Origin of the sequence: Azospirillum sp. HJ39 (genome assembly GCF_041507355.1) — a bacterium.
Classification (GTDB): Bacteria; Pseudomonadota; Alphaproteobacteria; order Azospirillales; family Azospirillaceae; genus Azospirillum; species Azospirillum thiophilum.
Genome location: NZ_CP167911.1, coordinates 1857451 through 1873219, shown reverse-complemented (window position 1 = coordinate 1873219; position 15769 = coordinate 1857451). Strand labels below are relative to the sequence as shown.

General features: G+C 65.5%; 17 protein-coding genes. 6 read left to right on the top strand and 11 right to left on the bottom strand.

All coding sequences use genetic code 11. The features are described 5' to 3' along the window. Positions 1–54 precede the first annotated feature (54 nt). From ABMY26_RS22140 to metC, 4 genes are all read right to left on the bottom strand, one after another. Entirely contained in the window at positions 55–519 is a 465-nt protein-coding gene (locus ABMY26_RS22140) for a PRC-barrel domain containing protein (protein WP_372396798.1), read from the bottom strand. 123 nt (positions 520–642) lie between these two features. After that, positions 643–1326 (bottom strand): calcium-binding protein, encoded by a 684-nt coding sequence (locus ABMY26_RS22135; RefSeq protein WP_372396797.1) that lies wholly within the window; start codon positions 1324–1326, stop codon positions 643–645. Positions 1327–1902: 576 nt separating this feature from the next. After that, complete coding sequence (hisI, locus tag ABMY26_RS22130) at positions 1903–2343, bottom strand: phosphoribosyl-AMP cyclohydrolase (protein WP_372396796.1); 441 nt, start codon at positions 2341–2343, stop codon at positions 1903–1905. Between the two features lie 26 nt (positions 2344–2369). Further along, on the bottom strand, positions 2370–3548 hold the full coding sequence (gene metC / locus ABMY26_RS22125; RefSeq protein WP_372396795.1) for a cystathionine beta-lyase: 1179 nt from the start codon (positions 3546–3548) through the stop codon (positions 2370–2372). 304 nt (positions 3549–3852) lie between these two features. Between metC and ABMY26_RS22120 the strand changes: the two genes are divergently transcribed. The 5 genes from ABMY26_RS22120 (at position 3853) to ABMY26_RS22100 (ending at position 9466) form a co-directional block, all read left to right on the top strand. After that, positions 3853–4872, top strand: a complete 1020-nt coding sequence (locus ABMY26_RS22120; protein WP_045582152.1) for an amino acid ABC transporter substrate-binding protein — start codon at positions 3853–3855, stop codon at positions 4870–4872. A gap of 206 nt (positions 4873–5078) precedes the next feature. Next, positions 5079–6278 (top strand): amino acid ABC transporter permease, encoded by a 1200-nt coding sequence (locus tag ABMY26_RS22115; protein ID WP_372396794.1) that lies wholly within the window; start codon positions 5079–5081, stop codon positions 6276–6278. A 5-nt stretch (positions 6279–6283) separates the two neighbouring features. After that, complete coding sequence (locus ABMY26_RS22110; RefSeq protein ID WP_372396793.1) at positions 6284–7399, top strand: amino acid ABC transporter permease; 1116 nt, start codon at positions 6284–6286, stop codon at positions 7397–7399. 30 nt (positions 7400–7429) lie between these two features. After that, positions 7430–8218 (top strand): amino acid ABC transporter ATP-binding protein, encoded by a 789-nt coding sequence (locus ABMY26_RS22105; protein ID WP_372396792.1) that lies wholly within the window; start codon positions 7430–7432, stop codon positions 8216–8218. 162 nt (positions 8219–8380) lie between these two features. Beyond that, positions 8381–9466, top strand: a complete 1086-nt coding sequence (locus ABMY26_RS22100) for a histidinol-phosphate transaminase (protein WP_372396791.1) — start codon at positions 8381–8383, stop codon at positions 9464–9466. Positions 9467–9705: 239 nt separating this feature from the next. Here ABMY26_RS22100 and ABMY26_RS22095 read toward each other — a convergent pair whose 3' ends face one another. After that, a complete protein-coding gene (locus tag ABMY26_RS22095; protein ID WP_372396790.1) occupies positions 9706–10395 on the bottom strand; it encodes a TetR/AcrR family transcriptional regulator in 690 nt (229 codons plus the stop codon). A gap of 28 nt (positions 10396–10423) precedes the next feature. On the opposite strand from ABMY26_RS22095, the gene ABMY26_RS22090 reads away from it, so the two are divergent. Further along, entirely contained in the window at positions 10424–11263 is an 840-nt protein-coding gene (locus tag ABMY26_RS22090) for a MipA/OmpV family protein (protein WP_372396789.1), read from the top strand. A 222-nt stretch (positions 11264–11485) separates the two neighbouring features. On the opposite strand, the gene ABMY26_RS22085 is transcribed toward ABMY26_RS22090, so the two are convergent. From ABMY26_RS22085 to ABMY26_RS22060, 6 genes are all read right to left on the bottom strand, one after another. Next, complete coding sequence (locus ABMY26_RS22085) at positions 11486–11752, bottom strand: hypothetical protein (protein WP_372396788.1); 267 nt, start codon at positions 11750–11752, stop codon at positions 11486–11488. A 151-nt stretch (positions 11753–11903) separates the two neighbouring features. Beyond that, positions 11904–12521, bottom strand: a complete 618-nt coding sequence (locus ABMY26_RS22080; RefSeq protein ID WP_372396787.1) for a GNAT family N-acetyltransferase — start codon at positions 12519–12521, stop codon at positions 11904–11906. Next, on the bottom strand, positions 12497–12931 hold the full coding sequence (locus ABMY26_RS22075) for a GNAT family acetyltransferase (protein ID WP_372396786.1): 435 nt from the start codon (positions 12929–12931) through the stop codon (positions 12497–12499). Before ABMY26_RS22075 ends, ABMY26_RS22080 begins: the two co-directional genes overlap by 25 nt. After that, positions 12928–13845, bottom strand: coding sequence for a sulfurtransferase (locus ABMY26_RS22070; protein WP_372396785.1), 918 nt, complete (start codon positions 13843–13845; stop codon positions 12928–12930). The genes ABMY26_RS22075 and ABMY26_RS22070 overlap by 4 nt, the downstream gene beginning before the upstream one ends. 49 nt (positions 13846–13894) lie before the next feature. Continuing rightward, positions 13895–14602, bottom strand: a complete 708-nt coding sequence (locus ABMY26_RS22065; RefSeq protein ID WP_372396784.1) for an alanyl-tRNA editing protein — start codon at positions 14600–14602, stop codon at positions 13895–13897. A 16-nt stretch (positions 14603–14618) separates the two neighbouring features. Then, a complete protein-coding gene (locus ABMY26_RS22060; protein ID WP_372396783.1) occupies positions 14619–15620 on the bottom strand; it encodes a cysteine synthase A in 1002 nt (333 codons plus the stop codon). Between the last annotated feature and the right edge of the window lie 149 nt (positions 15621–15769).

Below are 15769 nucleotides of genomic sequence, written 5' to 3'. Positions count from 1 at the left end.
GCCGGCTCGACCGGCCCCCCCTTTTTCATGGGCGCATTTCCCTGACGGGGATTGTCAGCGTGACCGGGTGGCGCCGGACCAGTCGGTCGGGGCGCCGACGACGGGCAGGGCCGTGCCGGCGCCGAGCGACATCATGCGGTCGCTGCCGCCGGTCGGCGGCAGGGCTGCGAACTCCTCCGCTGTCATGCCGGTCAGGATGACGGCCTGGCGGTCGTGGGCGTAGCGCAGCTTCTCGCTGGCTACCGTCACCTTGTGCTCGGTCGGAAAACGCGGGGCGCCGACGGTGACGATCGCCTGCTCCACCCGGTTCGACGGTCCCAGCACCAGATCGGTGACGTTGCCGAGGATTCGCCTGCCGTCTGGTGTCTGCACGGTCAATCCGACCAGTTCGATGGGGGGCTGGGTCGCCACCTCCGCCGATGGCATGCCGTCCATGTCGGAGCCGGCACAGGCACCGAGCGCCAGCGCCGGCAGAAGGGGGAGGAGGAATCGCAGGGTGGGGCGGCGGCGGTGGTCCATCGGTTCTTTGCCTTTCGCTGACGGCGCACTTGTGTCCGCGATGGCAACAGCGCGCGCCTGGCCAAAGGTCCCACGCGCCGAGGGGGTGATCCCATCGCCCGCGCGGGACCTCTTCCGGAGAGGTCAGCTGAAGATGTAGTCGTGACCCGCGCTCAGGCCGATCTGGTCGACTGTCAGGGTCGAACCGTCGGTGAAGGCGAAAATCGTCGCCGAGCCGTTGGTGGTCATGGACAGTTGCGAGGCGGCATAACCGTGGAACTCGATCTGGTCGATCCCCTTTTCGAAATAGTTGATCGTATCGAGGCCGAAGCCGCCGGGCGCCTGTTCCATCAGGAAGCGGTCGACAAACCCGTCGGTGTAGCTGACCATGGTGTCGTTGCCGGTGCCCGGCTGGAACAGGTCGGCGCCGCCGTCGCGATAGCTGTCATACAGCAGGTCGTTGCCGGTGCCGCCGATCATGGTGTCGTCGCCGCGCATGCCCTTGAGGATGTCGTCGCCGGTGCCCCCGTTCAACCAGTCATTGCCGGTGCCGCCGAACAGCTGGTCGTTGCCGGCATCGCCCCACATCTTGTCGTTGCCGGCCTCGTTCCCGCCATAGGGGTCGCCCAGCCAGTCATTGCCATCGCCGCCGTGCAGCTGGTCGTTGCCGAGACCGCCGATCAGCGAGTCGTTTCCCCGCTCTCCATAGAGCAGGTCGTTGCCACCGGCGCCATCGATGCGGTCTTCACCATCGAGACCGTCCAACCGGTCATCATAGGCGCTGCCGGTCATGGTGTCGTTGTTGGAAGTCCCCCAGAACTGGCGCATGGCGTCTCTCCATCAATTTCGTTAACGCACTGTTAACGATTAATCAGATGTTAACCATGGGGCCGCTCAGATCGAAAAGCGATAAAGGAGCAATACAAAGGGATTTTGACGAAATGACACAGATGTTCGTATCTTTATCAAAGATACGAAATTGTATATTTCTGTTTTCGAATTGTTTGTGATGAAAAGTGGGATCTTCTTGTGATCGGCGCTCCGTTTCCTCTCCCGACGGGACAGGTTGATGCTGGCGAAAAGACATAAGCCAGCTGGCTGAAAGGCATGCCGGGCCGGATGGGGCCTTATGCCGCCGCGGCCGGGCTGTGTCGAAGCGGATCGCTCGAAAGAGGTCGACGCGATCGGGCAGGTCCGAACGGGTCATTGCGCAAGGAGGCAAAAAATAACCGGGCGTTCATGGGAACGCCCGGCGCAGTCGTATACAGGGAGGGTTAGAGACAAGAGAGTGTTTATCCCCTTTGGCCGGGGTGCCGCCTTGACATGGATCAACGAACCGTTGCAGGCCGGGCGCGAATCGATCCACACGGCTTTACCCCCAAGGCGGCATTCTCAGCCAACTCCTCAGCCGTGGCTGTGGCCATGGCCGTGGCCGCCGTAGAGGATGGCCGGATCGGTCTGCACCTCCTGGATCGTCTCCAGCCGGCCGTCGCGCCAGGCGCGGTAGAAACAGCTGCGCCGGCCGGTGTGGCAGGCGACGCCGTCCTGCTCCACCACCAGCAGCAGGGTGTCGCCGTCGCAGTCGACGCGGAAATCCTTCAGCCGCTGCATCTGGCCGGAGGTTTCCCCCTTGCGCCATAGCCCGCCGCGCGAGCGCGACCAATAGCAGACACGGCCGGTGGTCAGGGTCTCGATCACCGAGTCCCGGTTCATCCAGGCCATCATCAGGATCTCGCCGGTGCCGTCGGCCTGGGCGATGGCGGGCACCAGCCCGTCGTCGTTGAAGCGGATGGCGGCCAGCACCTCGTCATAGGGGGCGGCATCGATCGACGGGATGTCGGTCATGGCAGCTTTCTCCTTGCTCGCGCCGCTCACAGGGCGGCGGCCATCCGGCGGAAACCGGCATCCAGGTCGCGGATCAGGTCGTCGGGGTGTTCCAGCCCGGCATGCAGGCGCAGGACCTGCCCCGGCTCGGTCCAGCGGGTGGCAGACCGGACGGCGGCGGGTCGTGCCGGCAGGATCAGGCTCTCGAAGCCGCCCCAGCTGTAGCCCATGCCGAACAGTTCCATCCCGTCCAGCATCGCCGCCAGCGCCGCGCGTGGAACCTGGTCGATGACGATGGAGAACAGGCCGCTCGATCCGGTGAAGTCGCGCTTCCACAGGGCATGGCCGGGAAAGTCGGGGCGGGCGGGGTGCAGGATGCGCTTCACCTCCGGCCGGGCCGCCAGCCAGTCGGCCAGCGCCAGGGCGCTGTCCTGGTGCTGGCGCAGGCGCACCGCCAGGGTGCGCAAGCCTCGCAGGCCGAGATAAAGGTCGTCCGGCCCGGCGCAGGCGCCGAATCGGGTGGCGGTCTTCTTCACCGCGGTCCAGGTCGCCTCGTCCTTGCAGGTGACGACGCCCAGCATCGCGTCGGCATGGCCGACCATGTATTTGGTGGCGGCATGGATCGAGATGTCGACACCCTGGTCGAAGGGCCGGAAGAACAGCGGCGTCGCCCAGGTGTTGTCCATCATGACGGTGGCGCCGACCGCTTTCGCCGCTTCGGCGATGGCCGGCACGTCCTGGATTTCGAAGGTCAGCGACCCCGGCGATTCGAGGAAGACCACGCTGGTGTTCGGCCGCAGCAGGGCCGAGATGCCGGCGCCGACGCAGGGGTCGAAGAACTCCACCTCCACGCCGTAGGGAGCCAGCGTCTCGCGGGCGAAGCGCCGGGTCGGGCCATAGGCGCTGTCGGTGATCAGCACATGGTCGCCCGCCTTGGTGAAGGCAGACAGCGCGATGGCGATTGCGGCGAGGCCTGAGCCGGTGTTCACCGCCCGGTAGCCGCCCTCCAGCGCCGCCGCCGCCTCCTCGAAGGCGAAGGTGGTCGGGGTGCCCATGCGGCCGTAATGAACGCCTTCCAGCGTGTTGCGGTCGCTGTCCTCCAGCGCGTCCAGCGTCGGGAACAGCACGGTCGAGCAATGATAGACCGGGGGATTGACGATGCCGTGGTTGTTCCGCGGGTCTCGGCCGGCGTGAACGAGAATCGTGTCCTGGGTGACGTCCTTCATCGACTGTCCGTTTGGCTGGGGCGGCGACCGGCTCCGCAGGGGCGGAACGGCGGGGCCGAACATTGTGTCATCCCGGACGCGCCGCGGCCATCGCCGATTGCGTCGGACCGCGCATTCGCTTTCGGGAGATTCTGGTAACACCACCGATGCACGGAGGATTCGACAAGCCGGATCAAGTTGATGCACTCTTGTCCCACGCGCATGGCTGTGTCGCGATCCCCACAGGGTTGGGCGGCCGGCGTGGTCAGGCGCGTCATCAGACCGCTCAATGCGAAGAACGCAAGAACAGGGTGGAGTTCATAATATGAAGTCAGGGTTCCTGGCCGCCGCCGCGGCGGCCGTCGTCGTTTCCGCCAGTGTCGCCGCCGGCGCCGCCACGCTCGACACCGTCAAGCAGCGCGGCTTCGTGCAGTGCGGCGTGAACGCCGGCCTGCCGGGTTTCGGCAACCCCGACAGTGCCGGCAACTGGACCGGCCTGGACGTCGATTATTGCCGTGCCGTCGCGGTCGCCATCTTCAACGATCCGAACAAGGTCAAGTTCACCCCGCTGTCGGCGCAGCAGCGCTTCCCCGCCATCCAGTCGGGCGAGGTCGACCTGCTGTCGCGCAACACCACCGCCACGCTGACCCGCGACACGTCGGTCGGCCTCAACTTCGCCCCGGTCACCTATTATGACGGCCAGGGCTTCATGGTTCCGAAGAAGCTGGGCGTGAAGAGCGCCAAGGAGCTGAACGGCGCCACCGTCTGCGTCCAGTCCGGCACCACGACCGAGCTGAACCTGGCGGACTATTTCCGCGCCAACAACATGACCTACAACCCGGTCGTCATCGAGTCGAACGACGAGGTGAACGCCGCCTACTTCGCAGGCCGCTGCGACGTGCTGACGACCGACGTGTCCGGCCTGGCCGGCACCCGCGCCGGTGTCGCCCCGGTTCCGGACGACCATGTCATCCTGCCGGAAGTCATCTCCAAGGAGCCGCTGGCCCCGGCTGTGCGCCATGGCGACGACCAGTGGTTCGACATCGTGAAGTGGACGGTCTTCGCGACCATCCAGGCCGAGGAGTTCGGCATCACCTCGAAGAACATCGACGAGTTCACCAACTCCAAGAACCCGGACATCCAGCGCTATCTCGGCACCACGCCGGGCATGGGCAAGGCCCTGGGCCTTGACGAGAAGTGGGCCTACAACGTCGTCAAGAAGGTCGGCAGCTATGCCGAGATCTTCGACCGCAACGTCGGTCCGGGCACCCCGCTCAAGCTGGAACGCGGCCTGAACGGCCTGTGGACCAAGGGCGGCCTGATGTACGCCCAGCCGTTCCGGTAAGCTTATCGACAGAAGGCCGCCCGTCAGCAGTCCAACGGGGGCGGCCTTCCGATTGAGGAGCGGTCGCGAAGGGTGTCGATGAAACGCCCGCGCAACAGGCCGCATTGGGAGACATGTCGCATCCAAACGGTGTGGGAAATGCCCGGAAGAACGTCCGGGACCGCGTGGGCACCGTCTGGGGCGCGACAGTTGGGGGAGAGTAGTCCGTGGCGACCGAGACCCGGACCACCCAAGGCGCTCCGCCGCCGGGTGGCGTATCGTTTTCCCTCAGCGACCCGACGTTCCGCGCCATCGTCTACCAGATCCTGGTGGTCGGCGCGGTCGTTCTGGTCGGCTGGTTCCTGATTTCCAACACGCTCGACAACCTCGCGCGGCGGTCGATCGCGACCGGTTACGATTTCCTCGAGCGTGAGGCAGCCTTCGGCATCGGCGAGTCGCTGATCGATTATTCGCCCAAGGACAGCTATGGCCGGGCCTTCCTCGTCGGCGTGCTGAACACGCTGAAGGTGTCGGTGATCGGCGTCCTGCTGGCGACGATCATCGGCACGGTGATCGGCGTCGCCCGCCTGTCGAGCAACTGGCTGATCGCCAGACTCGCCTCGACCTATGTCGAGATCGTGCGCAACATCCCGCCGTTGCTGCAGCTGTTCTTCTGGTACGCACTGGTGTCGGAAAGCCTGCCGCCGGTGCGTCAGGCGCTGAACCCGGTTCCGGGCGTCTTCCTGTCGCAGCGCGGCCTGCGCGTACCGGTACCGGCGCCCGATCCCGTCTGGACCACCATGGGCATCGCCCTGCTGGTGGCGCTGCTGCTGACCTGGGGCATCTCGCGCTGGGCAAAGGCGAGGCAGGCGCGCACCGGGCAGCCTTTCCCCATGGGCTGGACCGGGCTCGGCCTGATCCTCGGCCTGCCGCTGCTGGCCTGGCTGGCCGGTGGGGCGCCGATCGCGATGGACGTGCCGAAGCTGACCGGATTCAACTTCACCGGCGGCGCCGCCGTCTCGCCGGAATTCTTCGCCATCCTGACCGGCCTGACCATCTACACCTCCGCCTTCATCGCCGAGGTGGTTCGCAGCGGCATCACCGCGGTCAACTGGGGCCAGACCGAGGCGGCGCGCGCGCTCGGGCTGCCCAGCGGTCCCACCCTGCGTCTGGTGATCCTGCCGCAGGCGCTGCGGGTCATCGTGCCGCCGCTGACCAGCCAGTATCTGAACCTGACCAAGAACAGCTCGCTGGCGCTTGCCATCGGCTATCCGGATCTGGTGTCCATCGCCAACACGACGCTGAACCAGACCGGACAGGCGATCGAGGGCGTGACGATGATCATGGGAACCTACCTGGTGATCAGCCTGAGCATCTCGATCTTCATGAACTGGTACAACAAGCGCATCGCGCTGGTGGAGCGGTAACCGCCATGACCGACAACGTGCAAAACGCGCAAAGCGTCGGGCTGCCGGACGAACGTCCGCCGTCCAACATCGTCGGCCCCCTGGCGTGGCTGCGCAACAACCTGTTCAACAGCTGGTACAACGCCATCCTGACCGTGCTGGTGCTGGGGCTGCTGGCGACGGCGGTCCCGCCCTTCGTCAACTGGCTGCTGGTGCGGGCGCACGGCTTCGACGCGGCCTCCACCGTCTGCCGCCAGGATGCGGGCGGCGCCTGCTGGGGCTTCATCAGCGAAAAGCTGCGCTTCATCATGTTCGGGATGTTCCCGTGGGATGAGCAGTGGCGGCCGCTGGTGACGATCTGCGTCATCATCGCGCTGCTGGTCGTCAGCTGCGACCGCCGCTTCTGGAAGCCGTGGCTCGGGCTGGTCTGGGCCGCCGGGCTGGCGCTGGTGGCGGTCCTGATGTGGGGCGGCGTGCTCGGCCTGACCTATGTCGAGAACACGCTGTGGGGCGGCCTGCCGCTGACCCTCATCCTGTCGGTGATCGGTCTGGCCGTGGCCTTCCCGGCGGCGATCCTGCTGGCGCTCGGCCGCCGGTCGAACATGCCGGCGGTGAAGGTGCTGTGCGTCACCTACATCGAGCTGATCCGCGGTGTGCCGCTGATCAGCCTGCTGTTCATGGCGTCGGTGATGCTGCCGCTGTTCCTGCCGAACGGCGTGTCCATCGACAAGCTGCTGCGCGCACAGATCGCCTTCATCATGTTCGCCGCCGCCTATATGGCCGAGGCGATCCGCGGCGGCCTGCAGGCGATCCCGAAGGGCCAGTACGAGGCGGCCGACGGGCTGGGTCTGTCCTATTGGCAGAAGATGCGCAAGATCGTCCTGCCGCAGGCACTGGCCGTCGCCATCCCGCCGCTGGTGAACACCTTCATCAGCTTCTTCAAGGATACCTCGCTGGTCATCATCATCGGCCTGTACGACCTGCTCGGCACCGCCAAGGCCGCGCTGTCCGATCCGTCCTGGCGCGGTTTCTACCGCGAGGCCTATCTGTTCATCGGCGTGATCTACTGGGTCTTCTGCTTCAGCATGTCGAAATACAGCCAGAAGCTCGAACGCGATCTCAATCGCGGCCACCGCCGCTAGATCCCACGCCGTCAAGGGAGTCCACCACCCATGTCCCAGGCCATGTCCCAGGGCGCCGTCAAACCGAAGCACACTCTGAGCGGCGAGGAGATCATCCGCTGCACGGGCGTCAACAAATGGTACGGCGAATTCCACGTCCTGAAGAACATCGATCTCAGCGTCCAGAAGGGCGAGCGCATCGTCGTCTGCGGCCCGTCGGGGTCCGGCAAATCGACGATGATCCGCTGCCTGAACCGGCTGGAGGAGCATCAGAAGGGCACCATCGTCATCGATGGCATCGAGCTGACCAACAACCTGAAGAACATCGAGCTGGTCCGCCGCGAGGTCGGGATGGTGTTCCAGCACTTCAACCTGTTCCCGCACCTGACCGTGCTGGAGAACTGCACGCTGGCGCCGATCTGGGTCCGCAAGAAGCCGAAGGCCGAGGCGGAGGAGATCGCGATGAGCTACCTGAAGCGGGTGCGCATCGCCGAGCAGGCCCTGAAATATCCGGGCCAGCTGTCGGGCGGCCAGCAGCAGCGCGTCGCCATAGCGCGGTCGCTGTGCATGAGCCCGAAGGTGATGCTGTTCGACGAGCCGACCTCCGCCCTTGACCCGGAAATGGTCAAGGAGGTGCTGGACGTCATGATCGGGCTGGCGGAAGACGGCATGACCATGCTGTGCGTGACGCACGAGATGGGGTTCGCCAAGTCGGTCGCCGACCGCGTCATCTTCATGGATCGCGGCGAGATCGTCGAGCAGGACACGCCCGACGCCTTCTTCTCGAATCCGAAGTCGGAGCGCACGCGCCTCTTCCTCAGCCAAATCCTGAACCATTGACCGCGGTGGCGGGCCGGCAGTTCCATCCGACCCGCCATTCAGAAATAAAAAACCTCGACTCCCGGTGCGCGGCGCAATGTCCTGTGGCGTTGCGCGCCGGTTTGCGGTTCAATCGGTCGCGTGACGTGCTTTTCGCCTGAAACGCTCACGGAGACCGAGGTCATGGACTTGCTTTGCCCCCGTCCCAGCGTCGGCCAGATCAAGCCGTACCGCCCCCCCCGGCCGCCCCGCGACGGCCGCCGGTGGATCGATCTTTCGCTTACCCACAATCCGCTCGGTCCCAGCCCGCTGGCGCTCGATGCCTATTGCGAGGCGGCCGGACGGATCCACAACTACCCGGATTGGGACCAGAGCCCGTTGCGCCATGCCATTGCCCGGCGCCACGCCATCGATGCCGATCACATCGTCTGCACCGCAGGGTCGGAGGAACTGATCCATCTGGTCGCCCAGGCCTTCGCCGGTCCCGGTGACGAGGTGCTGTGCCACGAGCGCGGCTATCGCGGCTTCCTGAAGGCGATCCGCGCCACCGGCGCCACCGCCGTCGTCGCGGCCGAACGCGACATGGTCGTGGATGTGGAGGCGATGATCGACCGCGCCAGCGAGCGCACCCGGATCTGCTTCCTCGCCAACCCCAACAACCCCACCGGTACCTACATCCCGACCGAAGCGGTGCAGCGCCTGCGCGCCGGCCTGCCGCCGCACACGCTGCTGGTGCTGGATTCGGCCTATGCCGATTATTGCCGCCAGCCGGATTACAGCGACGGGACCGAGATCGTCGAGAATTCCGACAATGTCCTGCTGATCCGCACCTTCTCGAAGATGCATGGGCTGGCCGGTCTGCGGGTCGGCTGGGGCTATGGTCCGACCGCCGTGATCGATGCGGTGAACGCGATCCGCGGCGCCTTCAACGTCTCGCTGCCCGCCCAGGTGACCGCCGCCGCGGCATTGTCCGATGCGGAGCATGAGGAGGCGACCTATGCCCACAATGCGCAATGGCTGCCCTGGCTGTCGCGCGAACTGGAGCGGGTGGGGCTGCGGGTCTATCCCAGTGTCTGCAACTTCGTGCTGGCGCGCGTGCCGACCGATCCGTCGCTGGGCACCCAGGCGGTGGTCGACCATCTCGCCCGCCGCGGCATCCTGGTGAAACCGGTGTCCGACTATGGCCTGCCCGACTGCCTGCGCATCACCATCGGCCGCGAGGAGGAGAACAAGGCGCTGATCGTCGCGCTTGCCGAGATTCTGGGGTGATCCGGCGCATAGATCAGCGCGAGTGAATTGGAAGGATTTTCATCTCTTTTGATGTGGATCAACGAACGGTCTATGAGGTTGAGGATAGATTTCTTCTTGTCTCTAACCTCCCTGTATCACTGAACCGGAGCCTCCGCATGGATGGCTCCGGTTTTTTTATGCCGGAGACGGCTTCTCCGGAATAAGGCTGAGCAGCAACGGGATAGGAGTTCTCTCCATCGTGTCTGGCGAAAGCATTTTCACGGAGTTGGAGGATGAGAGTTTCTGTTCGGATCTGCGCAATCTGTCCTGACAAGAGGCAGGAAGATTGAATCGACCCAGGCCGTCCGTAAGGTTGGTGACGGAGGAGTAAAAGTCATTATGGCATGGTGGCGAAATAGATCGCCTAAGAGCGTGGTGATGGGAGGAAATAATTTTTCTGAGTTAACTTCCCCGCGGCCAACAGCTCTGTCAAGGATTTTATCTAAAGCGCTTGTGCTTCCCTCCAGAAGAGTGGTGCGCAAATCCTGTGGCGTCGACCGCTCCGCCTCAAAATATTCACTTGAGAAAAGACTGAATACGGCGGCCATGAATTTGGTTTTGTTGGACAGGCGCTCCAGGAATTCCAACAGTTCGGCGCGAAGATCGCCACGATCCTCCACCTCCAGCGGGTGCCTTGCCATCTGCTGCCGGATCGCCGCAATCGCGAGTTTGGCTTTTCCGTCCCATCGCCGGGCGAGCACGGGCCGACTCGTGCCGGCCCGGGCGGCGACGCTTTCCATCGTCAACCCGGCATATCCATGTTCCTCCAACTCCTCCCAAGCGGCATCCAGGAGTGCCTCTTCGAGATCCGCACCGCGACGGCGTTCCTTCATAAAAACGGCTTCCCCGTTAATAAGATGCATCTTTGCATCTTGACGGCAGTGGGTTTCGGCCGCAATAAGATGCATATAAGCATCTTATTAGAGGAGTGCCGACGTGACAAGACCTTCTGCGTCGATGCGACCGGTTGCCGCCGGTGTGTGGCTTGCCGTGGCCGTGCAGGCGTTCGGCATCGCATCTCCCGCACAGGCGGGCTCGGATGTCATGGTGGAACCACCGGATGGAGCGACTCCCGGTGCAACCGAGCCTGAGCGGAAGGGCTCGGACCATTGGACGCTCGGCGCCGGCATGGCGGTGGCGCCACGTTTCCAGGGAGCCGATGAGTACAAAATTCAGCCTCTACCGCTCGTTGACGTGAAATACGGACGATTTTTCGCGAAGGTCGACGACGGAATTGGCATCACCATCATCGAAACGTCCACATTCACGGTGGGAGCAAGCGTCAACTGGATGCAAGGCTACGATGAGGATGACGTGCCCAAGGGTATCCAGGGGGTGGACAGTGCCTTAGGGGCGCGCCTTTTCGCATCTGCGCGTTTCAAGGGATTGGTGACCACGCTTGCGGCCACCCAGGCTGTCACCGATAAGGATCGCGGATTGCTCGTCAATATCGGCGTCGCTTACCCGATAAGTGTGACCGAGCGTTTCAAGATTACGCCGGGCCTTGGTGCGTCCTGGGCGAATGGCAAATACATGAACGGCTATTTTGGCATCGATTCGTCCGAGGCGGCGCGCTCGGGGCTTGCCCGCTATGAACCCACGGGTGGTTTCAAGGACGTCACCTTCCGCATCAATGCCAGCTATCGCATCACAGACAGCATAAGCGCGGTTGCTTCCATCGGCCTTACCCATTTGCTCGGCAAGGCTGGGGATAGCCCCCTTGTCGAGCGGAAGACGCAGCCCCTCGGGCTCGTTGGGATGACCTATAGTTTCTAGAGACGTTCGATGAGGGAAACGTCCCGACCGATGTCGCGGGACAAGGCAAGCGATCGAAAGCCTGGATCTGAGCCGGCCCCCAATGAATGCCACTCGTTGACATGCATCAAAGCGGGAAGCGGCGAGGGAGCGTAGACCTATGGCTGTCTCTAACCCTCCCTGTTTCACAGGAGGCCCCGGTTCCGGAGCCTCCTGTTTTTTTGTCCGCGGCCTTGCGCAGAGTCAGGACGGCGGGCGGGAGCGGTTCCAGCGCAGGATCAGCCCGATCAGCGATAGCGGCACCACAATCACGGCGCCGATCAGGATGTAGGGCAGGGCCCAGCGTCCGGCCTCGACCGCCAGCGCCACGATGTCCTGCACCGTTTCCCAACTGTTGGTCAGGATGCTGGCCGGATCGATGCGCAGGAACGACAGCACGAAGCCGACGGCAAAGCACAGAACCAGCGTCCGAATGATCCAGCCCACCAAGGCCCACCTCTTGCTCGTCACGGCGGAGCTTCCGCCCCGGCTTCAGGAACGCCACCCGCCCCCGCTGGGTTCCGGCGCCTGCGCGGTAGATGGGGCTGGGCAACCGGGGCGGTCAAGGGGGCAGGGAGGCGACGGGACCTCCCCTTCCGATCATCCTTTGCATTCCGGCCCGTCACTCCGTGATCGGGATATGCGGCCCGGCGCTGCGCGACAGGACGCCGTCCAACCGCGGGTCGCGCACCTCGCGCATCACATGGCGGGTCGGCACGAAACCCATGCTCTGGTAAAGCGGCAGCGCCTTGGGATGGTCGAAGCTGCAGGTGTTGACGACCAGCTTCTTCGCGCCGCCGTCCCAGGCCTTGCGGATGGCGCTGTCGAGCAGCCAGGGGCCGAGCTTGCGGCCGATGAAGTCGGGGATCAGGCCGAAATAGGCGAGGTCGGTCTCGCGAGTCCGCCGGTCCAGTTCGGCATAGCCGGCGGGCGTGCCGTCGACATGCAGCACCCACACCTCGACCAGCGGGTCATGGATGGAGCGCTCCAGCTCCTTGCGCGGCATGCGGCGGCGCTCGTGCCACAGCCAGGGCTCGCCCACCGTGTCGTAGAGGTAGCGGTAGAAGGACCAGGTCGGCGGGTTGGCCCGCAGCAGCGCCAGATCGCCGTCCGGCCGGCGCACGGGCTCGCGGGCCGGCGGTGCCGTCATCTCCAGATAGGTGACGATGACCGGCAGATGGCCGGGCCGGCTGGGGGCGGGGAGGGCGGGGCGGGTCAGGGAGAAGGGTTGGTCAGCCATTTCTGCATCATCGTGACGGGCGACTTGGCATAGCCCAGCCGCTCATAGAAGGCCAGGACAGCTTGGTTGGTCTCCCGAACCAGGAGTTGAACCTTCGGCATGCCGGCGGCGGCGAGCCAGGCTTCGGCCTCCGCCACCATGTGTTTGCCGAGACCCCGACCCTGGTGCGAAGGATCGACCGCGACATAGTAGATCCAGCCGCGATGACCGTCCTGCCCCACCATGGCGCTGGCGACGGTCTGGCCGCCGACCAAGCCGGCCAGCACGGTGGAATTGTCCTTCGACAAGGCCAGCGCGAAATCCGCCGCCGGGTCGTTCCACGGCACCACCAGACCGCAGGCGGTCCACAGCGCCACCACGGCGTCGCGATCCTCCGCCGTGCACGGGCGGACGGTAACGGGATCGGTCACGATTGTCCTGCTCGACCGTCCTGGCCACCACCGTCACGGGGACCGGTTTCCAGCGGCAGATCCGCTCGCAGCCCCCATTCGGCCCAGGAGCCGTCATAGATCGCCACGTCGGTCTTGCCGGCGGTGGCAAGCCCCAGCGCGATGACACAGGCGGTGATGCCACTGCCGCAGGAGGCGACGATCGTCCGGTCGAGGTCCAGCCCGGCGGCGCGCGCCTTGGCGGCGATGACGTCCGGCGGCAGCATCGTCTTGCTGTCGGGGTCGATCAGGTCGGTGTGCGGCAGGTTGAAGCTGCCGGGAATCCGGCCGCTGCGCCGTCCGGGCCAGGGCTCGGCCACCGCGCCTTCGAAGCGGGGCTGGGCGCGGGCGTCGGTCACCTGATCCTGCCGGACGTCGATGTTGGCGAGCAGCTGATCGGCGCTGCGGATCAGGTCGGCCCGCTTGCGCGCGGTGATGCTGCCCGGCGTGGCCGGCGCGGCCTCGCCCGAGTCGGTCGGTCGGCCCTCGGCCAGCCATTTCGGCAGGCCGCCGTCCAGCACCGCCACCCGGTCGAAGCCGAACAGCCGGAACAGCCACCACACCCGCGCCGCCGCGGTCGCCATGCCGGCGGTGTCGTAGACCACCACCGTATCGCCGTCACCGATGCCCAGCGCGCCGACCCGGGCGGCGAAAATCGCCTCGTCGGGCGCCATGTGCGGCAGCGGGTGGGTGTCGGGCGCCGCCACCTCGTCGACATCGCACAGGCGGGCGCCGGGGATGTGGCGGTCGGCGAACTCCGCCCGGATGTCGCGCTTCAGCGCCGGCATGTGCCAGGATCCGTCGAGGATCCTCAGGCCGGGCCGGCCGAGGTTGCGGGCGAGCCAATCGGTGGAGACGACCGGGCCGGTCAGCGGCTCTACGGTGGTATCGCTCATGGGGCGCGTCCTTCAGCGGATCGTTGAAACAAGGATCGTTGGGGGCGGTTCAGTCCTTCAGCGCGATGACGATGCGCCGGTTCTGCTTGCCCTTGTTTTCGATCTTCGTCACCTCGATTCCGCCGATCTCGCCGGTACGGGCGACATGGGTGCCGCCGCAGGGCTGCAGATCGACGCCTTCGACATCCAGGAGACGGACCCGGCCATGGCCGCTCGGCGGTTTCACCGACATGGTGCGCACCAGCTCCGGCGTCGCCGCCATCTCCTCGTCGGTGATCCAGCGCGTGCCGACCGGGGTGTCGGCAGCGATCAGCCGGTTCACCGCCGCGGCGATGGCGTCCTTGTCCAGGCTTTCGGCCGGGACGTTGAAATCGAGCCGGCTCTTGTCCGCCCCGATCTGCCCGCCGGTGACCGATCCCGGCACCACCGCGCACAGCAGGTGCAGCGCCGTGTGCATGCGCATGTGGCGATGGCGGCGGTCCCAATCGATCTCCGCCTCCACCGCGATGCCGGGGGCCGGCAACTCCTGGCCGTCCTCCGGCACATGGATGACGTCGTCGGGGCCGCCGTCACCCTTCACCGTGTCCTTGATGCGGACCTCCAGCCCGTCGAAGCGCAGGAGGCCGATGTCGCCCGGCTGGCCACCGCCGGTCGGGTAGAAGACGGTGCGGTCGAGCCGGATGCCGCGCTCGTCCACCGCCGTGACGGTGGCGATGCAACTGCGGGCGTATGAGTCCTCGCGGAAAAGCGCGTCCATGTCCCCTCGGGAGAAATCAGGCCAGCCAGTCTGGCACAGGAAGAGTCTTCTCACGGAGGAAGTCGGGATTGAAGAGCTTCGATTGGTAACGCTGCCCCCCGTCGCACAGGATGGTCACCACGGTGTGGCCGGGGCCGAGGTCGCGCGCAACCCGCATCGCCGCGGCGATATTGATGCCGCTCGATCCGCCGAGCACCAAGCCCTGGGTCTTGATCAGGTCGAAGATGATCGGCAGCGCCTCCTCATCCGGGATCTGCAGCGCGCCGTCGATCGGCGCGTCCTCCAGGTTGGCGGTGATGCGGCCCTGGCCGATCCCCTCGGTGATCGAACTGCCTTCCGACTTCAGTTTGCCGGTGGTGTAGTAGCTGAACAGGGCGGCACCCATCGGGTCGGCCAGCGTGATGCGGATGCCGGGGTTCCGCTCCTTCAGCGCCAGCGCGACGCCGGCCAGCGTGCCGCCGCTGCCGACCGCGCAGGTGAAGGCGTCGACCTTGCCGCCGGTCTGCTCCCAGATTTCCGGCCCGGTCGTCAGCCGGTGGCCTTCGCGGTTGGCCGTGTTGTCGAACTGGTTGGCCCAGATCGCGCCGTTCGGTTCGGTCTTCGCCAGTTCCTCGGCCAGCCGGCCGGAGTAGCGGACGTAATTGTCGGGGTTGGAATAGGGGACCGCCGGGACCAGCCGCAGGTCGGCGCCGATCAGGCGCAGCATGTCCTTCTTTTCCTGGCTCTGGGTCTCCGGCATCACGATGACGGTGCGGTAGCCCAGCGCGTTGCCGACCAGCGCCAGCCCGATGCCGGTATTGCCCGCCGTTCCCTCGACGATGGTTCCGCCGGGGCGCAGCAGCCCGCGCTGCTCAGCGTCACGCACGATGGCAAGGGCAGCGCGGTCCTTCACCGACCCGCCCGGATTCAGGAACTCCGCCTTGCCCAGAATCTCGCAGCCCGTCTCCTTCGAGGGGCCTTCCAGGCGGATCAGCGGCGTGTTGCCGATGGCGCCGATGAAGCCGTTGCGGATGTCCAAGGCGGGTACTCCTAAGGTCTGGTGTCGATTGCTTCGATACTATCAGGATTGCGGCAAAGGGTTTCAAGGCGGCGGTGTGGAATGCTGCATTGAACGATCTGGAAGTGTTGAATATGGCCGGAAGAAGGGCCGCCGCACCGCGGCCCCCG